At 55.3% G+C, this 23,986-nt stretch carries 22 protein-coding genes and 4 tRNA genes; all 26 read right to left on the bottom strand.

Annotated features, from left to right (window positions below):
• Positions 1–8 precede the first annotated feature (8 nt).
• A complete protein-coding gene (rpsS, locus tag N1078_RS08205) occupies positions 9–284 on the bottom strand; it encodes a 30S ribosomal protein S19 (protein ID WP_010486981.1) in 276 nt (91 codons plus the stop codon).
• Positions 285–300: 16 nt separating this feature from the next.
• A complete protein-coding gene (gene rplB, locus N1078_RS08200; protein ID WP_090243094.1) occupies positions 301–1,125 on the bottom strand; it encodes a 50S ribosomal protein L2 in 825 nt (274 codons plus the stop codon).
• 14 nt (positions 1,126–1,139) lie between these two features.
• The gene (rplW, locus tag N1078_RS08195) at positions 1,140–1,439 is read right to left on the bottom strand and encodes a 50S ribosomal protein L23 (protein ID WP_274087707.1); all 300 of its coding nucleotides are present in this window, start codon (positions 1,437–1,439) and stop codon (positions 1,140–1,142) included.
• Complete coding sequence (rplD, locus tag N1078_RS08190) at positions 1,436–2,038, bottom strand: 50S ribosomal protein L4 (protein ID WP_274087706.1); 603 nt, start codon at positions 2,036–2,038, stop codon at positions 1,436–1,438. The genes rplW and rplD overlap by 4 nt, the downstream gene beginning before the upstream one ends.
• Before the next feature lie 12 nt (positions 2,039–2,050).
• On the bottom strand, positions 2,051–2,686 hold the full coding sequence (gene rplC / locus N1078_RS08185) for a 50S ribosomal protein L3 (RefSeq protein WP_274087705.1): 636 nt from the start codon (positions 2,684–2,686) through the stop codon (positions 2,051–2,053).
• A gap of 84 nt (positions 2,687–2,770) precedes the next feature.
• On the bottom strand, positions 2,771–3,082 hold the full coding sequence (gene rpsJ / locus N1078_RS08180; RefSeq protein WP_010486970.1) for a 30S ribosomal protein S10: 312 nt from the start codon (positions 3,080–3,082) through the stop codon (positions 2,771–2,773).
• A gap of 140 nt (positions 3,083–3,222) precedes the next feature.
• A complete protein-coding gene (gene tuf / locus N1078_RS08175) occupies positions 3,223–4,416 on the bottom strand; it encodes an elongation factor Tu (RefSeq protein WP_274087704.1) in 1,194 nt (397 codons plus the stop codon).
• A 30-nt stretch (positions 4,417–4,446) separates the two neighbouring features.
• The gene (fusA, locus tag N1078_RS08170; RefSeq protein ID WP_274087703.1) at positions 4,447–6,552 is read right to left on the bottom strand and encodes an elongation factor G; all 2,106 of its coding nucleotides are present in this window, start codon (positions 6,550–6,552) and stop codon (positions 4,447–4,449) included.
• A 30-nt stretch (positions 6,553–6,582) separates the two neighbouring features.
• Complete coding sequence (gene rpsG / locus N1078_RS08165) at positions 6,583–7,053, bottom strand: 30S ribosomal protein S7 (RefSeq protein WP_073269011.1); 471 nt, start codon at positions 7,051–7,053, stop codon at positions 6,583–6,585.
• A gap of 120 nt (positions 7,054–7,173) precedes the next feature.
• Positions 7,174–7,545, bottom strand: coding sequence for a 30S ribosomal protein S12 (gene rpsL / locus N1078_RS08160; RefSeq protein ID WP_003463319.1), 372 nt, complete (start codon positions 7,543–7,545; stop codon positions 7,174–7,176).
• Between the two features lie 152 nt (positions 7,546–7,697).
• Positions 7,698–11,897, bottom strand: coding sequence for a DNA-directed RNA polymerase subunit beta' (gene rpoC / locus N1078_RS08155; RefSeq protein ID WP_274087702.1), 4,200 nt, complete (start codon positions 11,895–11,897; stop codon positions 7,698–7,700).
• A 64-nt stretch (positions 11,898–11,961) separates the two neighbouring features.
• The gene (gene rpoB, locus N1078_RS08150; RefSeq protein ID WP_274087701.1) at positions 11,962–16,035 is read right to left on the bottom strand and encodes a DNA-directed RNA polymerase subunit beta; all 4,074 of its coding nucleotides are present in this window, start codon (positions 16,033–16,035) and stop codon (positions 11,962–11,964) included.
• A 219-nt stretch (positions 16,036–16,254) separates the two neighbouring features.
• Positions 16,255–16,620 (bottom strand): 50S ribosomal protein L7/L12, encoded by a 366-nt coding sequence (rplL, locus tag N1078_RS08145; protein WP_274087700.1) that lies wholly within the window; start codon positions 16,618–16,620, stop codon positions 16,255–16,257.
• A gap of 79 nt (positions 16,621–16,699) precedes the next feature.
• On the bottom strand, positions 16,700–17,200 hold the full coding sequence (gene rplJ / locus N1078_RS08140; RefSeq protein WP_274087699.1) for a 50S ribosomal protein L10: 501 nt from the start codon (positions 17,198–17,200) through the stop codon (positions 16,700–16,702).
• A 200-nt stretch (positions 17,201–17,400) separates the two neighbouring features.
• Positions 17,401–18,096 carry a 50S ribosomal protein L1 gene (rplA, locus tag N1078_RS08135; RefSeq protein ID WP_274087698.1) on the bottom strand — a complete coding sequence of 232 codons (696 nt, stop codon included), beginning with the start codon at positions 18,094–18,096 and terminating at the stop codon, positions 17,401–17,403.
• Positions 18,096–18,527 (bottom strand): 50S ribosomal protein L11, encoded by a 432-nt coding sequence (rplK, locus tag N1078_RS08130; RefSeq protein ID WP_274087697.1) that lies wholly within the window; start codon positions 18,525–18,527, stop codon positions 18,096–18,098. Before rplK ends, rplA begins: the two co-directional genes overlap by 1 nt.
• Before the next feature lie 116 nt (positions 18,528–18,643).
• Positions 18,644–19,177, bottom strand: coding sequence for a transcription termination/antitermination protein NusG (gene nusG, locus N1078_RS08125; protein ID WP_274087696.1), 534 nt, complete (start codon positions 19,175–19,177; stop codon positions 18,644–18,646).
• Between the two features lie 9 nt (positions 19,178–19,186).
• Positions 19,187–19,555 (bottom strand): preprotein translocase subunit SecE, encoded by a 369-nt coding sequence (gene secE / locus N1078_RS08120; RefSeq protein WP_274087695.1) that lies wholly within the window; start codon positions 19,553–19,555, stop codon positions 19,187–19,189.
• Between the two features lie 43 nt (positions 19,556–19,598).
• Positions 19,599–19,674: transfer RNA gene (locus N1078_RS08115), tRNA-Trp, on the bottom strand.
• 54 nt (positions 19,675–19,728) lie between these two features.
• The gene (gene tuf / locus N1078_RS08110; protein WP_274087694.1) at positions 19,729–20,922 is read right to left on the bottom strand and encodes an elongation factor Tu; all 1,194 of its coding nucleotides are present in this window, start codon (positions 20,920–20,922) and stop codon (positions 19,729–19,731) included.
• Positions 20,923–21,006: 84 nt separating this feature from the next.
• Positions 21,007–21,082: transfer RNA gene (locus tag N1078_RS08105), tRNA-Thr, on the bottom strand.
• Positions 21,083–21,108: 26 nt separating this feature from the next.
• Positions 21,109–21,182 (bottom strand) — tRNA-Gly (locus N1078_RS08100).
• Positions 21,183–21,206: 24 nt separating this feature from the next.
• A tRNA-Tyr gene (locus N1078_RS08095) sits at positions 21,207–21,291 on the bottom strand.
• Positions 21,292–21,432: 141 nt separating this feature from the next.
• Positions 21,433–22,104, bottom strand: coding sequence for an SPOR domain-containing protein (locus N1078_RS08090; protein ID WP_274087778.1), 672 nt, complete (start codon positions 22,102–22,104; stop codon positions 21,433–21,435).
• An 8-nt stretch (positions 22,105–22,112) separates the two neighbouring features.
• Entirely contained in the window at positions 22,113–22,859 is a 747-nt protein-coding gene (locus tag N1078_RS08085) for a pantothenate kinase (RefSeq protein WP_274087693.1), read from the bottom strand.
• The gene (gene birA / locus N1078_RS08080; protein WP_274087692.1) at positions 22,849–23,814 is read right to left on the bottom strand and encodes a bifunctional biotin--[acetyl-CoA-carboxylase] ligase/biotin operon repressor BirA; all 966 of its coding nucleotides are present in this window, start codon (positions 23,812–23,814) and stop codon (positions 22,849–22,851) included. Before birA ends, N1078_RS08085 begins: the two co-directional genes overlap by 11 nt.
• Between the last annotated feature and the right edge of the window lie 172 nt (positions 23,815–23,986).

The following is a 23,986-nucleotide window of genomic DNA, read 5'->3' as shown; positions in this document are numbered from 1 at the left end:
CCTACCCCTTAACGCTTGGCTTTCTTGTCAGCCACGTGCCCACGATAGGTACGAGTGCCGGCAAATTCGCCCAGTTTGTGACCGACCATGTCTTCGTTCACAAGAACTGGGACATGTTGACGACCGTTATGTACAGCGATGGTCAGACCGACCATTTGCGGCAGGATCATCGAACGGCGCGACCAGGTTTTCACCGGCTTGCGATCGTTCTTTTCCACCGCCACTTCGATCTTCTTCAGTAGGTGAAGATCAATAAAAGGACCTTTTTTCAGAGAACGTGGCACTGTCGTATCCCTCTATTTACTTGCGACGACGGACGATCATGTTGTCGGTGCGTTTGTTACCACGAGTCTTCGCGCCCTTCGTCGGGAAGCCCCATGGAGACACCGGATGACGACCACCAGAGGTACGACCTTCACCACCACCGTGTGGGTGGTCAACCGGGTTCATGGCAACACCACGAACGGTTGGGCGAACGCCACGCCAGCGCTTAGCACCAGCTTTACCCAGCGAACGCAGGCTGTGCTCGGAGTTCGAGACTTCGCCCAAGGTCGCACGGCATTCAGCCAGGACTTTACGCACTTCACCGGAACGCAGACGCAGGGTCACGTAGACACCCTCACGCGCAATCAGCTGAGCCGAAGCACCAGCGGAACGTGCGATTTGTGCGCCTTTACCCGGCTTCAACTCGATACCGTGCACCGTGCTACCAACTGGAATATTACGCAGTTGCATGCTGTTGCCCGGCTTGATCGGAGCCATGATGCCCGCAATCAGCTGATCGCCAGCGCTCACGCCTTTAGGGGCGATGATGTAGCGACGCTCGCCATCTGCATAAAGCATCAGCGCGATGTGCGCAGTACGGTTTGGATCGTATTCAATACGCTCGACAGTGGCTGGAATGCCATCTTTGTCGTTGCGACGGAAATCGACCAGACGGTAATGCTGCTTGTGGCCACCACCGATATGACGGGTGGTAATACGACCATTGTTGTTACGACCGCCAGTCTTCGACTTCTTTTCAAGCAGCGGAGCGTAAGGAGCGCCTTTATGCAGCTCCTGATTGACCACCTTGACCACAAAACGGCGGCCAGGGGAAGTCGGTTTGCATTTAACGATTGCCATGATGCACCCCTTCCTTACTCAGCACTGCTGGCGAAATCGAGATCTTGGCCTGGCTCAAGCGAAATGATCGCTTTCTTCCAGTCGTTACGCTTGCCCAGACCACGAGCGGTGCGCTTAGTCTTACCGAGAACATTCACGGTATTGACAGCAGCAACGTTCACACTGAACAGGCTTTCGACGGCCTTCTTGATTTCCAGCTTGGTTGCATCAATTGCAACCTTGAAAACGAATTGGCTTTTTTTATCAGCCAGAAGTGTTGCCTTCTCGGAGATGTGCGGGCCAAGCAGCACTTTAAATACGCGTTCCTGGTTCATCCCAGCAGCTCCTCGAATTTCTTCACGGCAGATACGGTAACCAACACCTTCTCGTACGCGATCAGACTGACTGGATCGGAACCCTGCACATCGCGAACTTCAACGTGCGGCAGGTTACGTGCAGCCAGGTACAGATTTTCATCGATAGCATCGGACACGATCAGTACGTCGGTCAGGCCCATGCCATTCAACTTGTTCAGCAGATCTTTAGTCTTCGGCGCTTCAACACTGAAGTCCTCGACAACGATCATACGATCAGTGCGAACCAGCTCAGCAAGAATCGAGCGGATAGCCGCGCGATACATCTTCTTGTTCAGCTTTTGATCGTGATTCTGCGGACGAGCCGCGAAGGTTACACCACCGCCACGCCAGATCGGACCACGAGTGGTACCTGCACGAGCACGACCGGTACCCTTCTGACGCCATGGGCGCTTACCGCCACCGGATACGTCGGAACGAGTCTTCTGCTGCTTGCTGCCCTGACGGCCGCCGGCCATGTAGGCCACAACTGCTTGGTGAACCAGGGTCTCGTTGTATGCGCCGCCAAAAGTGGCTTCGGATACTTCGATTGCTTGAGCGCCATTTACATTTAATTGCATGTCAGCTTCCCCTTAACCGCGAGCCTTGGCTGCCGGACGGACAACCAGGTTGCCGCCAGTAGCGCCAGGAACGGCACCCTTGACCAGCAGCAGGTTGCGTTCAGCATCGACGCGCACTACTTCTAGGGACTGCACAGTCACGCGCTCAGCACCCATGTGACCGGACATTTTCTTGCCCTTGAATACGCGACCCGGAGTCTGGCACTGGCCAATGGAACCCGGAACACGGTGGGACACGGAGTTACCGTGAGTGTTGTCTTGGCCGCGGAAGTTCCAACGCTTGATGGTACCGGCAAAGCCTTTACCTTTGGACTGACCGGTGACATCCACCAGTTGACCAGCTTGGAATATTTCAGCGTTGATCAGATCACCTGCCTGGTACTCGCCTTCTTCAAGACGGAACTCCATAACAGTACGACCTGCCGCGACATTCGCCTTAGCGAAGTGACCGGCTTGCGCCTTGCTGACACGAGAAGCGCGACGCTCACCGACAGTGACTTGCACTGCACGATAGCCATCGGTCTCTTCAGTTTTAAACTGAGTGACGCGATTCGGTTCGATCTCAATGACCGTAACCGGAATGGAGACACCTTCTTCGGTGAAAATGCGGGTCATACCGCACTTACGTCCGACTGCACCAATAGTCATGTTGTAACCTCATGAGTGTACGGGGCTTTCACCCGCTATGGCCGCCCATTTCAGAGCGTTACACGACTAAAACCTAAAGCGGTCTTAGCCGAGGCTGATCTGCACTTCCACACCAGCCGCAAGATCAAGCTTCATCAGCGCGTCAACGGTTTTATCCGTTGGCTGGACGATGTCCAGAACACGCTTATGAGTACGGATCTCGAACTGATCACGCGCGTCTTTGTTGACGTGTGGCGAGGTCAGTACGGTGAACCGCTCTTTGCGGGTAGGCAGAGGAATAGGACCACGCACCTGAGCACCAGTACGTTTCGCGGTTTCCACGATTTCCTGGGTAGATTGATCGATCAGGCGATGGTCAAAAGCCTTCAACCGAATACGGATTTGTTGGTTTTGCATTTTGACCTCAGATTCCAAGCTGCTATTCCCAACGAGCGCAATACGCCCGTTAAAAGGAGGCGTTATTCTATAGACGCCCCTAGCAGGTGTCAACCCAATAAAAAAGCCCCCGCAAGCGGAGGCTTTTCTTAAATCATCACTTACGCGATGATTTTGGCTACGACGCCGGCGCCGACGGTACGACCGCCTTCACGAATGGCGAAACGCAGACCTTCTTCCATTGCGATGGTCTTGATCAGAGTGACAGTCATCTGAATGTTGTCACCTGGCATTACCATTTCAACGCCTTCCGGCAGTTCGCAGTTACCAGTTACGTCAGTTGTACGGAAGTAGAACTGAGGACGGTAGCCTTTGAAGAACGGAGTGTGACGGCCGCCTTCTTCTTTGCTCAACACATACACTTCGGCAGTGAAGGTGGTGTGCGGCTTAACCGAACCTGGCTTGACCAGAACCTGGCCACGCTCAACGTCGTCACGCTTGGTGCCACGCAGCAAAACGCCGCAGTTCTCACCAGCACGACCTTCGTCGAGCAGCTTGCGGAACATCTCAACACCAGTACAGGTGGTGACGGTGGTGTCACGCAGACCAACGATTTCCAGCGGATCTTGAACGCGAACAATGCCACGCTCGATACGGCCAGTCACAACGGTACCACGACCCGAAATCGAGAATACGTCTTCGATTGGCATCAGGAATGGCTTGTCGGTCAGACGAACTGGCTCTGGGATGTAGCTGTCCAGAGTTTCAACCAGCTTACGAACGGCAGTGGTGCCCATTTCGTTGTCGTCTTTACCTTCCAGCGCCATACGCGCGGAACCGATGATGATCGGAGTGTCATCACCTGGGAAATCGTAAGTGCTGAGCAGGTCGCGCACTTCCATTTCCACCAGCTCCAACAGCTCAGCGTCGTCTACCAGGTCAGCCTTGTTCAGGAAGACCACGATGTACGGAACGCCAACCTGACGGGACAGCAGGATGTGCTCACGGGTTTGCGGCATCGGACCATCAGCGGCCGAGCAAACCAGGATAGCGCCATCCATCTGCGCAGCACCGGTGATCATGTTCTTCACATAGTCAGCGTGACCTGGGCAGTCAACGTGAGCGTAGTGACGGATGTTCGAGTTGTACTCAACGTGCGCGGTGTTGATGGTGATACCACGAGCTTTTTCTTCTGGCGCGCTGTCGATCTTGTCGAAGTCAACAACAGCCGAGCCGAAAACCTCGGAGCAAACACGGGTCAACGCTGCAGTCAGCGTGGTTTTACCATGGTCAACGTGACCGATGGTGCCAACGTTGACGTGCGGTAGGGAACGATCAAATTTTTCTTTAGCCACGACAATTAACTCCTTGCCTAAAGGGCTGAATCAGCCTTGTTTTTTGGTTACAGATTCGACGATATGCGACGGAGCTGTATTGTATTTTTTGAATTCCATAGAGTAGCTTGCGCGACCCTGAGACATGGAACGAACGTCGGTTGCATAACCGAACATCTCACCCAGCGGAACTTCGGCGCGAATAACCTTACCGGAGACCGTGTCTTCCATACCCAAGATCATGCCGCGACGGCGGTTAAGGTCGCCCATCACGTCACCCATATAGTCTTCAGGGGTAACAACTTCTACCGCCATGATCGGCTCGAGCAACTCACCGCCGCCCTTCTGGGCCAGCTGCTTGGTTGCCATCGAAGCCGCCACCTTGAACGCCATCTCGTTAGAGTCGACGTCATGGTAAGAACCATCGAACACGGTAGCCTTCAGGCCGATCAGCGGATAGCCGGCAACAACACCGTTCTTCATCTGCTCTTCGATACCCTTCTGGATAGCCGGGATGTATTCCTTAGGAATCACACCGCCCACAACCTCGTTGACGAACTGCAGACCTTCCTGGCCTTCATCGGCAGGCGAGAAGCGCACCCAGCAATGACCAAACTGACCACGACCGCCGGACTGACGAACGAACTTGCCTTCGATTTCGCAATTCTTCGTGATGCGCTCACGATAGGAAACCTGAGGCTTACCGATGTTGGCTTCAACGTTGAACTCGCGGCGCATGCGGTCGACCAGGATATCCAGGTGCAACTCACCCATGCCGGAGATGATCGTCTGACCTGTCTCTTCATCGGTTTTGACGCGGAAAGATGGATCTTCCTGAGCAAGCTTGCCCAGTGCAATACCCATTTTTTCCTGATCGTCCTTGGTCTTAGGCTCTACGGCAACCGAAATAACCGGCTCCGGGAAGTCCATGCGAACCAGGATGATTGGCTTGTCAGCGTTGCACAAAGTCTCACCGGTGGTGACGTCCTTCATGCCGATCAACGCCGCGATGTCACCAGCGCGAACTTCTTTGATCTCTTCACGGGCGTTTGCGTGCATTTGCACCATACGACCCACACGCTCTTTCTTGCCCTTAACCGAGTTGATCACGCCGTCACCGGAGTTCAACACGCCCGAGTAAACACGGACGAAGGTCAAAGTACCCACGAATGGGTCAGTAGCGATCTTGAACGCCAGCGCCGAGAACGGCTCGTCGTCGGTAGCATGACGCTCCAACTCGATAGTCTCGTCATCCGGGTCAGTACCCTTGATGGCTGGAATATCGCTAGGCGCAGGCAGGAAGTCGATAACAGCGTCGAGAACCAGGGGAACACCCTTGTTCTTGAACGAAGAACCGCAAACAGCCAGAACGATTTCACCAGCGATAGTACGCTGACGTAGAGCGCCCTTGATTTCCGCGATGGTGAGCTCTTCACCCTCGAGGTACTTGTTCATCAGTTCTTCATTGGCTTCGGCCGCAGCCTCAACCATGTTGCTGCGCCACTTCTCAGCGTCTGCCAACAGCTCAGCCGGGATATCCTTGCGAACAGGGACGGTACCCTTGTTAGCGTCGTCCCAGTAAACAGCCTGCATGTTGATCAGATCGATCTGGCCTTGGAAGTTGTCCTCAGAACCGATAGCCAGCTGGATCGGCACTGGGGTGTGACCCAGACGCTTTTTGATCTGCTCAACTACACGCAGGAAGTCAGCACCGGCACGGTCCATCTTATTTACGTAAACAAGACGCGGAACGCCGTATTTGTTGGCCTGACGCCATACGGTTTCCGACTGAGGCTCAACGCCCGAAGTACCGCAGAACACAACGACAGCACCGTCGAGTACACGCAGCGAACGCTCAACTTCAATGGTGAAGTCTACGTGGCCAGGGGTATCGATAACGTTGAAGCGATGCTCGTCTTTGTACTGCTTCTCGGAACCTTTCCAGAAGGCGGTGATAGCAGCAGAAGTAATGGTAATACCACGCTCCTGCTCCTGCACCATCCAGTCTGTGGTCGCGGCGCCGTCATGCACCTCGCCCATTTTGTGGCTTTTGCCTGTATAGAACAGGACACGCTCTGTAGTAGTGGTCTTACCGGCGTCCACGTGGGCGCAGATACCAATATTACGGTAGCGGCTAATCGGGGTAATACGAGCCATAAAGCCCTCGCAAATTTAGAAGCGCAAAAATTAGAAGCGGTAGTGCGAGAAAGCCTTGTTGGCCTCAGCCATACGGTGCACGTCTTCACGCTTCTTAACTGCAGCACCTTTGCCTTCAGCGGCATCCAGCAACTCGCCAGCCAAGCGCAGAGCCATAGACTTCTCGCCACGCTTACGGGCGTAATCTACCAACCAACGCATGGCAAGCGCATTACGACGGGACGGACGAACTTCGACCGGAACCTGGTAAGTAGCACCGCCTACACGGCGCGACTTCACTTCGACCAGCGGAGCGATGGCGTCGAGAGCTTTCTCGAAGATTTCCAGGGGATCGCTGTTCTTACGCTCTTTAACCTTGTCCAGGGCGCCATAAACGATACGCTCGGCAACGGCTTTCTTACCGCTCTCCATCACGTGGTTCATGAACTTGGCCAGGATTTGGCTTCCGTACTTTGGATCATCAAGCACTTCGCGCTTGGCTGCTACACGACGTCTTGGCATTTGATAAGCCCTCAAACGGTCTTCAGGTTAGCCCGGGACTGCACCCGCTAAGGATGGATGCCCGACCTTACTCTTATCGACTCAGAAAAATAGAAACTCGTTTTTCAGTACAAGCACCGATTACTTCGGACGCTTGGTACCGTACTTCGAACGACCCTGCTTACGGTCTTTAACGCCGGAGGTATCCAGCGAACCGCGCACAGTGTGGTAACGAACACCTGGCAAGTCTTTTACACGACCGCCACGGATCAGTACGACGCTGTGCTCTTGCAGGTTGTGACCTTCACCACCGATGTACGAGGAAACCTCGAAACCGTTGGTCAGGCGCACACGGCATACTTTACGCAGTGCCGAGTTAGGTTTTTTCGGCGTAGTGGTATACACGCGAGTGCACACACCACGACGCTGCGGGCAGTTCTGCAGCGCAGGCACGTCGGATTTCTCGACGATACGCTTACGCGGCTGACGTACCAGCTGGTTGATAGTTGCCATCTTAAGCTCCACTGTTGTCTTGCGACGCTATTACCCTACTAAACAAAATGGCAGAGCACGTGCCCTGCCAAATTTAGGGGTGCATGAGTCTAATGAGACTCACCGCCCCAGTCAAGACAAAGCCCAGCTACCGAAGTAGCGAGGCTTTGTACTTAATTGCCGCTAAAGTTCAGCGCTTCGGTCAGTGCCGCTTCCACTTCACTGGCGCTAACCCGTACCGGCTTGTCAGCTTCACGCTTGCGCTTACGCTCAGCGTGGTAAGCCAGACCGGTACCGGCTGGGATCAGACGACCCACGACCACGTTTTCTTTCAGGCCACGCAGGTAGTCGCGCTTGCCAGTCACCGCCGCCTCGGTAAGAACGCGAGTGGTTTCCTGGAAGGAGGCCGCCGAGATGAACGACTCGGTGGACAGCGACGCCTTGGTGATACCCAGCAATACGCGGGTGTACTTGGCGACGAACTTGTCTTCTGAAGCCAGACGCTCGTTTTCGCCCAGCACCGCGGTCAGTTCCATCTGATCGCCCTTGATGAAGCTGGAGTCGCCCGACTCAGCCACTTCGACCTTACGCAGCATCTGGCGCAGGATGGTCTCAATGTGCTTGTCGTTGATCTTCACGCCCTGCAGGCGGTATACGTCCTGGATCTCGTTGACGATGTACTTGGCCAGCGCGCTGACGCCCAGCAGACGCAGGATGTCGTGCGGATCGCTCGGACCGTCGGAGATAACCTCACCCTTGTTGACCTGCTCACCCTCGAACACGTTCAGGTGACGCCATTTCGGGATCAGCTCTTCGTACGGATCGCTACCATCGGTCGGCGTGATGACTAGACGGCGCTTGCCTTTGGTCTCTTTACCGAACGAGATGGTGCCGCTGATTTCCGCCAGGATCGACGCTTCTTTCGGACGACGGGCTTCGAACAAGTCGGCAACACGCGGCAGACCACCGGTGATGTCACGGGTCTTCGACGTTTCTTGCGGGATACGCGCGATAACATCACCGATCGCGATCTTCGCACCGTTCGCCACACCCACCAGGGCGTTAGCCGGCAGGAAGTACTGAGCCATTACGTCAGTACCTGGCAGCAGTAGATCCTTGCCATCTTCGCCAACCATCTTCACCGCAGGACGGATGTCCTTGCCGGCAGCCGGACGATCCTTCGGATCGAGGACTTCGATGTTGGTCAGACCGGTCAGTTCGTCGGTCTGGCGCTTGATGGTGATGCCTTCTTCCATGCCCACATAGGTCACGGTACCTTTCATTTCGGTCACGATCGGGTGGGTGTGCGGGTCCCACTTGGCAACGATGGCGCCAGCGTCGACCTTGTCACCTTCCTTCACGGAGATAACAGCACCGTAAGGCAACTTGTAGCGCTCACGCTCACGACCGAACTCGTCGGCAATCGCCAGCTCGCCGGAACGCGATACCGCGACCAGGTTGCCGTCCAGACGCTCGACGTGCTTGAGGTTGTGCAGACGCACAGCACCACCATTTTTCACCTGGACGCTGTCGGCAGCCGAAGTACGGCTTGCCGCACCACCGATGTGGAACGTACGCATGGTCAGCTGGGTACCCGGCTCACCGATCGACTGGGCAGCGATAACACCGACCGCTTCACCGATGTTGATCTGGTGACCACGAGCCAGGTCGCGACCGTAGCACTTGGCGCAGATGCCGTAGCGGGTTTCACAGGTGATCGGCGAACGCACGATCACCTCGTCGATGCTGTTGCGCTCGATGAACTCAACCCACTGCTCGTCAACCAGGGTACCGGCCGGAACGATGACCTCATCGCTGCCCGGCTTCGATACATCCTTGGCGATAACACGACCCAGTACACGCTCACCCAGCGGCTCTACAACGTCACCGCCTTCAATGTGCGGCGTCATCAGCAGACCATGCTCGGTACCGCAATCGATTGCAGTCACGACCAGATCCTGCGCCACGTCCACCAGACGACGAGTCAGGTAACCGGAGTTCGCGGTCTTCAGTGCGGTATCCGCCAGACCTTTACGCGCACCGTGAGTAGAGATGAAGTACTGCAGAACCGACAGACCTTCTCGGAAGTTCGCGGTGATCGGCGTTTCGATGATCGAGCCGTCCGGCTTGGCCATCAGACCACGCATACCGGCGAGCTGACGGATCTGCGCAGCAGAACCCCGCGCACCGGAGTCAGCCATCATGTACATCGAGTTGAAGGACTCTTGCTCGACAGTCTTGCCTTCGCGATCAACAACCGCCTCTTTCGAGAGGTTGGCCATCATCGCCTTGGAGACTTCATCGTTGGCCTTGGACCAGAGGTCGATCACCTTGTTGTACTTCTCGCCCTGGGTGACCAGGCCGGAGGCGTACTGCGATTCGATCTCTTTAACTTCGTCGGTGGCGGCGTCAATGATGCGCGCCTTCTCATCCGGGATGACGAAGTCGTTCACACCGATCGACACACCCGAGATGGTCGAATAGGCAAAACCGGTGTACATCAATTGGTCAGCGAAGATCACGGTGTCTTTCAAGCCAACGGTGCGGTAGCACTGGTTGATCAGCTTGGAGATCGCCTTCTTCTTCATCGACTGGTTGACCACGTCATACGACAGGCCGGCCGGTACGATCTGGAACAGCAGCGCGCGGCCGACAGTGGTGTCGACGATGCGGGTGTTCTTGGTGATCGAGCCGTCTTTTTCCTTGATGGTTTCGTTGATGCGCACTTTTACCCGCGCATGCAGCGAGGCTTCACCGCCACGGAACACCCGGTCAACTTCCTGCAGGTCGGCAAATACACGACCTTCGCCCTTGGCGTTCACGGCTTCACGGGTCATGTAGTACAGACCCAGAACCACGTCCTGGGACGGTACGATGATCGGCTCACCGTTGGCAGGCGACAGGATGTTGTTGGTCGACATCATCAGCGCGCGCGCTTCGAGCTGAGCCTCGAGGGTCAGCGGAACGTGCACGGCCATCTGGTCACCGTCGAAGTCGGCGTTGTACGCGGCGCAGACCAGCGGGTGCAGCTGAATCGCTTTACCTTCGATCAGAACCGGCTCAAACGCCTGGATGCCCAGACGGTGAAGGGTCGGCGCACGGTTGAGCAGCACGGGGTGTTCGCGAATCACTTCGGCGAGAACGTCCCAAACCTCTGGCAGCTCACGCTCGACCATCTTCTTGGCAGCCTTGATGGTGGTCGCCAGACCACGCATTTCCAGCTTGCCGAAAATGAACGGCTTGAACAGCTCGAGAGCCATCTTCTTCGGCAGACCGCACTGGTGCAGACGCAGGGTCGGACCCACGGTAATAACGGAACGACCGGAGTAGTCCACGCGCTTACCGAGCAGGTTCTGACGGAAGCGACCTTGCTTACCTTTGATCATGTCGGCCAGCGACTTCAGCGGACGCTTGTTCGAGCCAGTGATGGCGCGACCGCGACGGCCGTTGTCGAGCAGGGCGTCGACCGCTTCTTGCAGCATGCGCTTTTCGTTGCGCACGATGATGTCCGGCGCGGACAGATCCAGCAGGCGCTTCAAGCGGTTGTTACGGTTGATCACGCGGCGATACAGATCGTTGAGATCCGAAGTCGCGAAGCGGCCACCGTCGAGCGGAACCAGCGGACGCAGATCTGGCGGCAGAACCGGCAGAACGGTCAACACCATCCACTCAGGCAGGTTGCCCGAACCGAGGAAAGATTCCATCAGTTTCAGACGCTTGGACAGCTTCTTGATCTTGGTTTCCGAGTTGGTTTGCGGAATTTCTTCGCGCAGACGGCCAATCTCGTGCTCCAGGTCGATCGCGTGCAGCAGTTCGCGAACGGCTTCAGCACCCATGCGGGCGTCGAAGTCATCACCGAACTCTTCGAGGGCTTCGAAGTACTGCTCGTCGTTCAGCAGCTGGCCTTTTTCAAGGGTGGTCATGCCCGGATCGATAACGACATAGCTCTCGAAGTAGAGAACGCGTTCGATATCACGCAGGGTCATGTCCATCAGCAAACCGATACGGCTTGGCAGCGACTTGAGGAACCAGATGTGGGCAACCGGCGAAGCCAGTTCGATGTGCGCCATGCGCTCACGACGAACCTTGGCCAGGGCCACTTCAACGCCGCACTTCTCGCAGATTACGCCGCGATGCTTCAAGCGCTTGTACTTACCGCACAGGCACTCGTAATCCTTTACTGGGCCAAAGATCTTGGCGCAGAACAGGCCGTCACGCTCAGGCTTGAACGTACGGTAGTTGATGGTTTCCGGCTTTTTAACTTCACCGAACGACCACGAACGGATCATCTCAGGCGACGCCAACGCAATACGGATTGCGTCGAACTCTTCGACTTGACCCTGGTTTTTCAGCAAATTCAGTAGGTCTTTCAAGGCCTTTCCTCCTGGCGGAGCAGAGAGCGGGCTATACAGCCACGCTCTCGATTCGCGTCACGTGTTATTCGGTTTCCAGATCGATGTCGATACCCAGCGAACGGATCTCTTTGATCAGTACGTTGAAGGACTCGGGCATGCCCGGCTCCATACGGTGATCACCGTCCACGATGTTTTTGTACATCTTGGTACGGCCGTTCACGTCGTCCGACTTCACGGTCAGCATTTCCTGCAGGGTGTAGGCGGCGCCATAGGCTTCCAATGCCCAGACCTCCATCTCCCCGAAGCGCTGACCACCGAACTGCGCCTTACCACCCAGCGGCTGCTGAGTAACCAGGCTGTAGGAACCCGTGGAACGCGCGTGCATCTTGTCGTCCACCAGGTGGTTCAGTTTCAGCATGTACATGTAGCCAACGGTGGTCGGACGCTCGAACAAGTTGCCGGTACGACCGTCAACCAGCTGCATCTGACCGCTCTCTGGCAGATCTGCCAGCTTGAGCATGGCCTTGATCTCAGTTTCCTTGGCGCCGTCAAACACCGGCGTGGCCATCGGCACACCGCCTTTGAGGTTGTGCGCCAGACGCAGGATTTCCTGATCACTCAGTTCATCCAGGCTTTCCTGACGACCGCCAATCTCGTTGTAGATCTGCTGCATAAACTTACGCAGCTCGGCGACCTTGCGCTGCTCTTCGAGCATGCGGTTGATCTTCTCGCCCAGGCCTTTAGCCGCGAGGCCAAGGTGAGTTTCGAGGATCTGCCCAACGTTCATACGCGACGGTACGCCCAGCGGGTTGAGAACGATGTCGACCGGCGTACCGTTGACGTCGTGCGGCATGTCTTCAACCGGCATGATCACCGAGACCACACCCTTGTTACCGTGACGACCAGCCATCTTGTCACCCGGCTGGATGCGACGACGGATAGCCAGGTAAACCTTGACGATCTTCAGTACGCCTGGTGCCAGGTCATCGCCCTGCTGCAGCTTGCGCTTCTTGTCTTCGAACTTGTCGTCGAGCAAGTGACGGCGGTCGGAGATATAGGCCTGAGCCTTTTCCAACTGCTCGTTCAGCGCATCATCAGCCATACGCAGTTTGAACCACTGGCCGTGCTCGAGGCCGTCGAGGAACTCGTCGGTGACTTCTGCGCCCTTCTTCAGGCCAGCGCCGCCTTCGGCTTTCTTACCCACCAGAGCAGAACGCAGACGCTCGAAGGTGGCACCTTCAACGATGCGGAACTCTTCATTGAGGTCCTTACGGATCTCATCGAGCTGGCTCTTCTCGATCGACAGGGCGCGCGCATCACGCTCAACGCCGTCGCGGGTGAAGACCTGCACGTCGATAACGGTACCTTTGGTGCCAGTCGGCACACGCAGGGAAGTGTCTTTAACGTCAGACGCCTTCTCACCGAAGATCGCACGCAACAGCTTCTCTTCTGGGGTCAGCTGGGTTTCGCCTTTCGGCGTCACTTTACCTACCAGAATGTCGCCAGGGCCGACTTCAGCACCGACATACACGATGCCTGCTTCGTCCAGCTTGTTCAGTGCGGACTCACCAACGTTCGGGATGTCGGAAGTGATTTCTTCCGAACCAAGCTTGGTATCACGCGCCACACAGGTCAGTTCCTGAATGTGGATGGTGGTGAAACGATCTTCTTGCACCACGCGCTCAGAGAGGCAGATGGAGTCTTCGAAGTTGTAACCGTTCCACGGCATGAACGCGACGCGCATGTTCTGACCCAGAGCCAGTTCACCCATATCGGTGGACGGGCCGTCGGCCAGGATGTCGCTGCGCTCAACCTTGTCACCTTTGCTCACCAGCGGACGCTGGTTGATGCAGGTGTTTTGGTTGGAACGGGTGTATTTGGTCAGGTTGTAGATGTCGACACCGGCTTCGCCAGTTTCAACTTCGTCGTCATTGACGCGAACTACCACACGGCTGGCATCAACCGAATCAATCACACCGCCACGACGTGCCACGACGCAAACGCCGGAGTCACGCGCTACGTTGCGCTCCATACCGGTACCTACCAGCGGCTTGTCAGCACGCAGTGTCGGTACAGCTTGGCGCTGCATGTTCGAACCCATCAACGCACGGTTGGCGTCGTCGTGCTCGAGGAACGGAATCAACGAAGCAGCAACCGAAACTACCTGCTTGGGCGATACGTCCATCAGGGTGACGTCTTCAGGCGCTTTAACGGTGAATTCGTTGAGGTGACGTACGGCCACCAACTCATCAACCAGCTGACCGCTGTCGTTCATGGTCGCCGAAGCCTGGGCGATCACGTGATCGGCCTCTTCAATGGCGGACAGGAAGACGATTTCGTCAGTCACCAGGGTGTCTTTCACCACACGGTACGGGCTCTCAAGAAAGCCGTACTGGTTGGTGCGCGCATAGGCTGCCAACGAGTTGATCAGACCAATGTTCGGACCTTCAGGCGTCTCGATCGGGCACACGCGGCCGTAATGAGTCGGGTGTACGTCACGGACTTCGAAGCCAGCACGCTCACGTGTCAGACCGCCCGGGCCAAGAGCCGAAACACGGCGCTTGTGGGTGATTTCGGAGAGCGGGTTGTTCTGGTCCATAAACTGCGAAAGCTGGCTGGAACCGAAGAACTCTTTAACGGCAGCCGCGACCGGCTTGGCGTTGATCAGGTCCTGCGGCATCAAGCCTTCGCTTTCAGCCATCGACAGACGCTCTTTGACCGCACGCTCTACACGTACCAGGCCAACGCGGAACTGGTTCTCGGCCATCTCGCCAACGCAGCGAACACGACGGTTACCCAGGTGGTCGATGTCATCGACGATGCCTTTGCCGTTACGGATATCGACCAGGGTCTTGAGGACCGCAACGATATCTTCTTTGCTCAGCACGCCCGAACCTTCGATCTCGGTACGACCGATACGACGATTGAACTTCATCCGACCTACAGCCGACAGATCGTAACGCTCTGGGCTGAAGAACAGGTTGTTGAACAGGGTCTCGGCTGCATCCTTGGTTGGCGGCTCGCCAGGACGCATCATGCGGTAAATCTCGACCAGCGCTTCCAACTGATTGGTGGTGCTGTCGATCTTCAAGGTATCGGAGATGAACGGACCGCAATCGATGTCGTTGGTGTACAGCGTTTCGATGCGTACAACCTGAGCCTTAACCACATGGGCCAGGATCTCGACGCTCAATTCGGTGTTGCACTCAGCGATGATTTCGCCGGTAGCCGGATGCACGATAGCCTTAGCCGAGGTACGACCGATCAGGTAATCAATCGGTACTTGCAGCTCGGTAATACCTGCCTTATCCAACTGGTTAATGTGGCGCGCGGTAATCCGACGGCCTTGCTCAACGATGACCTTGCCTTTGTCGTCCAGGATATCCAAGACAGCAATCTCACCGCGCAGGCGATGCGGGACCAATTCCAGGTTGAGGGTTTCGCCCTTAACGTGGAACACGTTGGTCGCATAGAACGCGTCCAGCACTTCTTCTGTGCTGTAGCCCAGTGCACGCAACAGCACGGAAGCTGGGAGCTTGCGACGACGGTCGATACGCACGAACACGGCGTCCTTCGGATCGAACTCAAAGTCCAACCAGGAGCCGCGGTAAGGAATGATGCGCGCCGAGTACAGCAGCTTGCCCGAGCTGTGCGTCTTACCACGGTCGTGGTCGAAGAACACGCCTGGGGAACGGTGCAGCTGGGAAACGATAACGCGCTCGGTACCGTTAATAACAAAGGTACCGTTCTCGGTCATGAGCGGAATTTCGCCCATGTACACTTCTTGTTCTTTGATGTCCTTGATCGCTTTATTCGACGACTCTTTGTCGAAAATGATCAGACGGACTTTGACTCGCAACGGCACGGCGTAGGTTACGCCACGCAGCGTACATTCCTTGACATCAAAAGCCGGCTCGCCCAGGCGATAACCGACATACTCCAGAGCAGCATTGCCGGAATAGCTGATGATCGGGAAAACAGACTTGAAGGCCGCATGCAGGCCAATGTCGCGGAACTGGTCCTTGGTCGCTCCTGCCTGCAGGAATTCGCGATACGAATCCAGCTGGATGGCCAGGAGATAAGGCACATCCATGACATCCGGCAACTTGCTAAAGTCCTTGCGGATACGTTTTTTCTCAGTATATGAGTAAGCCATCAGCGTTCCCCAGCTTGGTCACCTGCTTATTTGGCCCCTCCGACGGGAGTTGCCAGAAACTCTTGCAAACCCTAAGTTTGCGCCGCCACTTCGGGCGGGGTTTTCACGCCCCAGGCCAGCCTACGATTAGCCGACCTAGAACGGAAAAAGGCCGGTGGCAAAAGCCACCAGCCATCAGCCTTACGCGAGTCGCTCGGGCTGTAGACGCAAGGTCGTCGCTTACTTGAGCTCGACTTTGGCGCCAGCTTCTTCCAAGGTAGCCTTGGCTTTGTCAGCTGCGTCTTTCGCAACAGCTTCCAGAACCATGGCAGGAGCGCCGTCAACAACAGCCTTGGCTTCTTTCAGGCCCAGACCGGTCAGCTCACGAACTGCCTTGATCACGTTTACTTTCTTCTCGCCGGCTTCAAGCAACATCACGTTGAATTCGGTTTGCTCTTCAACAACAGCGGCAGCAGCAGCTGGGCCAGCAGAGGCAACAGCAGCGGTAACGCCGAAGGTTTCTTCCATTGCTTTGATCAGCTCAACAACTTCCAGAACAGTTTTCTGGCCGATTGCTTCGATGATTTGCTCGTTAGTCAGAGACATGACTTTAAATCCTGTATTGGGGTGACAGCCTACGCAGCCATCAAATTAAACATATGATTTTGAAAGAGCTGACGATGCCTTAGGCAGCAGCAGCTTCTTTCTGGTCGCGAATGGCCGCCAGAGTACGAGCCAGCTTGCTGGTAGCGCCTTGAATCACGCTCATCAGCTTCGCAATGGCTTCGTCGCGAGTTGGCAGCGAAGCCAACACGTCGATCTCGTTTGCTGCGAGGAACTTGCCCTCAAACGCAGCTGCCTTAATCTCGAACTTATCCTGACCCTTTGCGAACTCTTTGAAAATACGAGCAGCAGCGCCCGGATGTTCCTTGGAGAATGCAATCAGGGTCGGGCCTTTGAACACGTCATTGAGGACAGCATAATCAGTGCCCTCAACAGCGCGCTTGAGCAGGGTATTACGTACAACACGCACGTATACACCAGCCTCGCGGGCCTCTTTACGGAGTCCGGTCATAGCGCTTACAGTCACACCGCGGGCATCAACCACAACAGCGGACAGAGCGACTTTGGCAGCCTCGTTGACTTCAGCGACGATGGCCTTCTTGTCTTCGAGTTTAATTGCCACGGGTTTAACTCCTGCTTGTTACCGTTTCATCTGGCCGAAGCCCGATGTCGTTTTGGTGTCTGATTCGGTAAGGAACCGGGAGCACCATCTGCGTAGGCTTTAAGTTTAAGACTTGCGCCACCTACGGTCTTGGATAGCCCCCGCAAAGCAGGGACCCCAAAATGTCGAAACGGCGCAATCACTCGCGCCACCTCTATGTGTTACGCGTCCAGCGAGCCTTGATCAATGATCAAACCTGGGCCCATAGTGGTGCTCAGGGTTACGCGCTTAACGTAGATACCTTTCGAAGTCGATGGCTTCAGACGCTTAAGGTCAGAAATCAGCGCTTCAACGTTCTGCTTGAGCTTCTCAGCGTCAAAGCCAACCTTGCCAACAGAACCGTGGATGATGCCGTTCTTGTCAGTACGGAAACGCACTTGACCAGCTTTGGCATTCTTCACAGCAGTCGCAACGTCAGGCGTCACGGTACCGACTTTCGGGTTTGGCATCAGACCACGCGGGCCGAGCACTTGACCCAGCTGACCAACAACGCGCATTGCATCCGGGGAAGCAATTACTACGTCATAGTTCAGGTCGCCGCCTTTCATTTCGGCAGCCAGATCGTCCATACCTACGCGGTCAGCGCCGGCAGCCAGAGCGGCTTCAGCAGCTGGACCCTGGGTGAACACGGCAACGCGAACGCTTTTGCCCGAGCCATTCGGCAGCACAGTAGCGCCACGAACAACCTGGTCAGATTTACGCGGATCAACACCAAGGTTGACGGCGATATCTACCGACTCAGAGAACTTGACGGCCGACAGCTCAGCCAGCAGAGCAGCTGCTTCAACAAAGTTATAAGCCTTACCAGCTTCAACTTTCTCAGCGATCGCCTTTTGACGCTTAGTCAACTTAGCCATTACACACCCTCCACGTTGAGGCCCATGCTGCGAGCGGAGCCGGCGATAGTACGCACAGCCGCGTCCATATCAGCGGCAGTTAGATCAGACTGCTTAGTCTTGGCGATCTCTTCCAGCTGAGCACGAGTCACAGTGCCGACCTTAACGGTGTTCGGACGAGCCGAACCGCTAGTCAGACCAGCAGCCTTCTTCAACAGAACGGCAGCCGGGGTGCTTTTGGTTTCAAAGGTGAAGCTACGGTCGCTATATACAGTGATGATCACTGGAGTCGGCAGGCCTGGCTCGATACCCTGAGTACGGGCATTGAACGCCTTACAGAACTCCATGATGTTCACGCCGTGCTGACCCAGAGCTGGACCGACGGGTGGCGACGGGTTGGCTTGCGCAGCCTTTACTTGCAGCTTGATATAAGCCGTAATTTTCTTAGCCATGAGCTACTCCAATATTGGGTTCTAACGCCTTGCGGCTCCCCAGTTATTACCTGTTTATCCCAGTGACGACAAAACCCCGCAGCCCAGGGCTGCGGGGTAAGGGATGCTTATTTCAGTTACGCCTTTTCGACCTGACTGAACTCCAGCTCTACCGGGGTAGAGCGACCAAAAATAGTCACAGCTACCTGGATACGGCTTTTCTCGTAATTAACTTCTTCAACCACACCACTGAAATCGGCAAACGGACCATCAGTCACGCGCACCATCTCACCCGGCTCGAACAACGTCTTAGGCTTCGGCTTATCACCACTATCAGCCACACGACGCAAGATAGCCTCAGCTTCTTTCTCAGTGATTGGCGCCGGCTTATCAGCGGTACCACCGATGAAGCCCATGACGCGAGGCGTATTCTTGATCAAATGCCAAGTCGCCTCACTCATTTCCATCTGCACCAGGACATAACCTGGGAAAAACTTGCGCTCGCTCTTGCGCTTCTGACCATTCCGCATCTCGACTACTTCTTCAGTAGGGACCAGAATTTCGCCAAAAACATCTTCCATACCAGCGAGCTTCACACGCTCGACCAACGAGCGCATCACATGCTTCTCGTAACCCGAGTAAGCATGCACAACGTACCAACGCTTAGCCACGGGACACCTTTAACCGACAATCAACGAAACAAGCCAACCAAGCAGGGAATCAAGCCCCCACAACATCAACGCCATAACCAGAACAACAGCCACAACAATCAATGTTGTCTGCGTGGTTTCCTGACGAGTAGGCCAAACGACCTTACGAATTTCAACGCGCGCTTCTTTTGCCAGCACCCAAAAGGCTTGGCCTTTTGATGTCTGCAAAGCAATCACACCAGCAACCGCGGCAACCACCAGCAGCGCCAGAACACGATACAAGATAGGCTCAGCAGAGAAGTACTGATTACCGACCACACCTGCAATCACTAGAGCAGCGACCAGGAGCCACTTCACTAGATCAAAGCGCGAGTCTTTGGCTTCAGCCTTAACATTCATCTACTAGTATCCTGTAAAAAGACGCGCCAAATTCATTTGAATATGGCAGGTCAGGAGGGAATCGAACCCCCAACCTACGGTTTTGGAGACCGTCGCTCTGCCAATTGAGCTACTGACCTAAAAACTGAATCAGGCCGACCATTATGCCGGCCTGACTAAAACAGATCAATCGATTAAGCGATGATCTTTGCTACGACGCCAGCGCCGACGGTACGACCGCCCTCACGAATGGCGAAACGCAGACCTTCTTCCATTGCGATGGTTTTGATCAGCGTGACTGTCATCTGCACATTGTCACCTGGCATTACCATCTCAACGCCTTCCGGCAACTCGCAGTTACCCGTCACGTCAGTTGTACGGAAGTAGAACTGAGGACGATAACCCTTGAAGAAGGGAGTATGACGACCACCCTCCTCCTTACCCAACACATATACTTCAGCAGTGAAGGTAGTGTGCGGCTTAACAGAACCCGGCTTAACCAGAACCTGACCACGCTCAACGTCGTCACGCTTAGTACCACGAAGCAGTACACCACAGTTCTCACCAGCACGACCTTCATCAAGCAGCTTGCGGAACATCTCAACACCCGTACAGGTCGTCTTGATAGTGTCACGCAGACCAACGATCTCGATTTCTTCCTGGATCTTGACGATACCGCGCTCGATACGACCAGTCACAACAGTGCCGCGACCAGAGATCGAGAACACATCCTCAATCGGCATCAGGAACGGCTTATCGATCGCACGAACCGGCTCAGGAATATAAGTATCCAGCGTCTCTACCAGCTTCTTAACAGCGGTAGTACCCATTTCATTATCATCTTGACCGTTCAGCGCCATCAGCGCAGAACCGATAATGATTGGCGTATCGTCACCCGGGAAGTCGTAAGTGCTGAGCAGGTCACGCACCTCCATCTCAACCAACTCCAGCAACTCGACATCGTCAACCATGTCAGCCTTATTCAGGAAGACAACGATGTACGGAACACCAACCTGACGGGACAGCAAGATGTGCTCACGAGTTTGCGGCATCGGACCATCAGCGGCCGAGCAAACCAGGATAGCGCCATCCATCTGCGCCGCACCAGTGATCATGTTCTTCACATAGTCAGCGTGGCCCGGGCAATCGACGTGCGCGTAGTGACGAATCAGAGAGTCATACTCTACGTGCGCAGTATTGATAGTGATACCGCGAGCCTTTTCTTCAGGAGCGCTGTCGATCTTATCGAAATCAACGCGCGCCGAGCCAAAAACCTCAGAGCAGACACGAGTCAAAGCAGCAGTCAGCGTGGTCTTACCGTGGTCAACGTGACCGATTGTGCCTACGTTGACGTGCGGCTTGTTACGCTCAAACTTTTCTTTAGCCATTTTGACTGCCTCCGAGAGAAGAATTGACCCAGCATCACCGCCATAAAACAAAGGCAGATACTTGCATATCTGCCTTTATTATTATGGAGCTCATGAGCGGACTTGAACCGCTGACCTCACCCTTACCAAGGGTGTGCTCTACCAACTGAGCTACATGAGCAAAACACGACGCAAGAGCAGTAAAACTGGAGCGGGTAGCGGGAATCGAACCCGCATCATCAGCTTGGAAGGCTGAGGTTCTACCACTAAACTATACCCGCTCAATCTACAACTCTTGCTAAATCTGGTGGAGGGAGAAGGATTCGAACCTTCGAAGTCGATGACGTCAGATTTACAGTCTGATCCCTTTGGCCACTCGGGAATCCCTCCAAACGGGGCGGCATTCTCATTCGATGCCGACCTACTGTCAAGCAATTTCTCATTATAAAACCTGAGGTTAGCTACATTGACAGCAACTCTGCAGAGCACTTGTAAGCGCCACCCTGCTGAGCGGGCGCCATTCTATGCATTCTAAAGCCCCCTTGCAACCCCCTCGCACGGCATTATTTGCTGTTCTAAGCCATTGAAGTCAAAAGCTAAACGCTGCAGCACGGAATCATCCGCCAAACGCCTACTTTGCGGGGAGATACGCACCCAAAAACTGCGATGCGCACGAGTCAGTTCGCGAAGCGATGGCTCATAACCAGCGCTTTGCAAGCGCTGAATAACACTTTGCGCGGAATCACTGCGCGGAAAGATGCCCAGCGATATGCCGTTGGCCAGATCACCCTGAGTAATAATGTAGCTGTCAATTTTTCGCGCCTGCAGCTCACGCAACTGGCGCAGCGAAGCTTGCCGTGAAGCCAAAGGTGGCAGGTAGACCCAGTAGTCGACACCACCCGCCGCATCCATACTTTGCACCCGCGACTGAATATCCAGGCTCAGCAACCGCTGCTCGACCGCTGACGCATCCGCTCTCGACTCAAAACCGCCAAGAAACAAGCACACCGCCTCAACCGGCTGAACCTCGGCAACATTTCGTCGTATCGGCGCACTCGACTCACTCAGCAGACGAATATCCCGCTTACTGCCTTGCGCCAAATTGAGCGGAGCAACCTCTGTAACCCTTAGCGGGGCCTGCTGCTGATGCCAAACGTAATAGAATAAATTCAGCACAATGAACCACAAGAACATCCAGCGCATGCATGACCTCAATTGACCGGGCAAGCGATCGCCAAGCCTATAAAAACCAGATCCGGTACAACCCGCACACCCGGCACGACATCGACGACCAAGGGCGCATCCCCTCCGGTGAGGAAAACATCAAAATCCTCCCCCAGGAACTCTGCAGCCATAGCTACTTGAGTGCTGACGAACCCACGCAGCATCAGCACACAACCACGCTCAACAGCCTCTGCAGTTGCGCGCCCCGGCACCAGGTCTTTGAGCGCACGCGTAGCTTCTTCACTGTTATAGCGAGTCCGCCGCGTATGGGTACGCAGCTGCGTGCGCATCAAAGGCAAGCCTGGACAAATAAAGCCACCCAAGTGCTCGCCTTCCATACTTACAAAATCGGAAGTAACCGCAGTACCTAGATCGATAACCAACGCAGCCTTGCGCGACAGCTGATAGGCCCCCACCACAGCAAGCCAACGATCAAGCCCAAGGCGCTGGTATTGACCATAACCGTTACGCACCCCCGCCAAAAACGTTGCGGAGCGCGCAACCCGACACTCAACAGCAAAGGCCTGCTCAATGAGCGCAATTAACTGCGCCGTTTCTTCATCACTGCGCACACTCACTAAACGGCAGGCACGCAACAACACGTTTTGCTCGCGCACAACAGCTATCAGCGCTTGATCCGACTCAAAAACCCCACCGGCAATCGCCATAGCACTGTCGCCACAAAGCAAACGCCACTTTATAAGCGTATTACCGCAGTCGAGCTCAAGAATCATCACGCAACCTCAAACTGAGCTCACCACCACTAAAGACACGCTCAACACCATCAACACTTAGACGAATGGCACCCGAGTGATCCACCCCTAAAACCTTTCCTTCCACAGGAGCAGCGCCTGCCGTTAACGCAACAGATCGACCCTGCCATAGATGATTAGCGTGCCACTCATCCTGTAATGCGGCGAAACCATCCCGACGCTGTATGTCTAGATAGCGTGACAGCTGCTTGTTTAACTCAGTCACTAGCTCATTTCGGTTTAACAGACACGCCAACTCAGCACGCATCGACGTCCACGGCTGCCCAATAGCCCCCGCTTCAGACACAAGCATATTCACATTCAAACCGATGCCGATGACCACATGACAAATATCAGCCGGGTCCCCTGAGAGCTCCAACAAAATACCGGCCAGCTTACGATCACCAACCAGCACATCATTTGGCCATTTGAGCCCAGCCTCAGTCACACCAAAGCAATGGATAACATTGAGCAGCGCCAAGCCAACAGCCAAACTCATGCCATCAAGCTGACGAACACCGCCCTCAACACGAACGACCAGGCTGTAATAGAGGTTTTCACCGAAAGGACTGATCCAACTACGCCCTCGCCGCCCTCGCCCACTCGTTTGCCGCTCAGCCAACACATAGAACGGTAGCGAGGCGGCCGAAGGAAGAAGACGCAACGCCTCTGCATTAGTCGAATCGACGCTTGGCATCACGCAAGCGTGCCACTGCGGCGCACCTACTTGAGCATTCAGCCAATCCTCATCGAGCAACTGCAAGGGAGTTTCTAGCCGGTAGCCGCGCCCACGCACCTTGTGTACCGGCAGCGACAACTCGGCCTGAAGCACCTGCAGCTGCTTCCAAACTGCCGAACGACTAACACCCAAAGCCGCGCCGAGCGCCTCACCAGAGTGGAAGCGCCCATCTTGAAGAAGCCTTAACAATGCAAGCATTTGAGTTCCGCCACGCAATAAGGCACGCATGATAACGACGCACAGTTTGGTTGCCTATCAAGGCTTGGCCGCGCGACTTAATTTTCTGTGCCCAAAGTAAAACCCCCGACCAGTTTCCTGATCGGGGGTTTTGGTGTAGGTGCTTGACGATGACCTACTCTCACATGGGGAG

Origin of the sequence: Pseudomonas sp. MIL19 (genome assembly GCF_028680365.1) — a bacterium.
Classification (GTDB): Bacteria; Pseudomonadota; Gammaproteobacteria; order Pseudomonadales; family Pseudomonadaceae; genus Aquipseudomonas; species Aquipseudomonas spirodelae.
This window is presented reverse-complemented; position numbering and strand designations above follow the sequence as displayed.

Bases quoted from the DNA above. Each gene is read 5' to 3' on its own strand.
- rplB (WP_090243094.1), bottom strand. From the start codon at position 1,125: ATGGCAATCGTTAAATGCAAACCGACTTCCCCTGGCCGCCGTTTTGTG.
- rplW (WP_274087707.1), bottom strand. From the start codon at position 1,439: ATGAACCAGGAACGCGTATTTAAAGTGCTGCTTGGCCCGCACATCTCC.
- rplD (WP_274087706.1), bottom strand. From the start codon at position 2,038: ATGCAATTAAATGTAAATGGCGCTCAAGCAATCGAAGTATCCGAAGCC.
- rplC (WP_274087705.1), bottom strand. From the start codon at position 2,686: ATGACTATTGGTGCAGTCGGACGTAAGTGCGGTATGACCCGCATTTTC.
- rpsJ (WP_010486970.1), bottom strand. From the start codon at position 3,082: ATGCAAAACCAACAAATCCGTATTCGGTTGAAGGCTTTTGACCATCGC.
- fusA (WP_274087703.1), bottom strand. From the start codon at position 6,552: ATGGCTCGTATTACCCCGATTAGCCGCTACCGTAATATTGGTATCTGC.
- rpsG (WP_073269011.1), bottom strand. From the start codon at position 7,053: ATGCCAAGACGTCGTGTAGCAGCCAAGCGCGAAGTGCTTGATGATCCA.
- rpsL (WP_003463319.1), bottom strand. From the start codon at position 7,545: ATGGCAACTATCAACCAGCTGGTACGTCAGCCGCGTAAGCGTATCGTC.
- rpoB (WP_274087701.1), bottom strand. From the start codon at position 16,035: ATGGCTTACTCATATACTGAGAAAAAACGTATCCGCAAGGACTTTAGC.
- rplL (WP_274087700.1), bottom strand. From the start codon at position 16,620: ATGTCTCTGACTAACGAGCAAATCATCGAAGCAATCGGCCAGAAAACT.
- rplA (WP_274087698.1), bottom strand. From the start codon at position 18,096: ATGGCTAAGTTGACTAAGCGTCAAAAGGCGATCGCTGAGAAAGTTGAA.
- rplK (WP_274087697.1), bottom strand. From the start codon at position 18,527: ATGGCTAAGAAAATTACGGCTTATATCAAGCTGCAAGTAAAGGCTGCG.
- secE (WP_274087695.1), bottom strand. From the start codon at position 19,555: ATGAATGTTAAGGCTGAAGCCAAAGACTCGCGCTTTGATCTAGTGAAG.
- tuf (WP_274087694.1), bottom strand. From the start codon at position 20,922: ATGGCTAAAGAAAAGTTTGAGCGTAACAAGCCGCACGTCAACGTAGGC.
- N1078_RS08090 (WP_274087778.1), bottom strand. From the start codon at position 22,104: ATGCGCTGGATGTTCTTGTGGTTCATTGTGCTGAATTTATTCTATTAC.
- N1078_RS08085 (WP_274087693.1), bottom strand. From the start codon at position 22,859: ATGATTCTTGAGCTCGACTGCGGTAATACGCTTATAAAGTGGCGTTTG.
- birA (WP_274087692.1), bottom strand. From the start codon at position 23,814: ATGCTTGCATTGTTAAGGCTTCTTCAAGATGGGCGCTTCCACTCTGGT.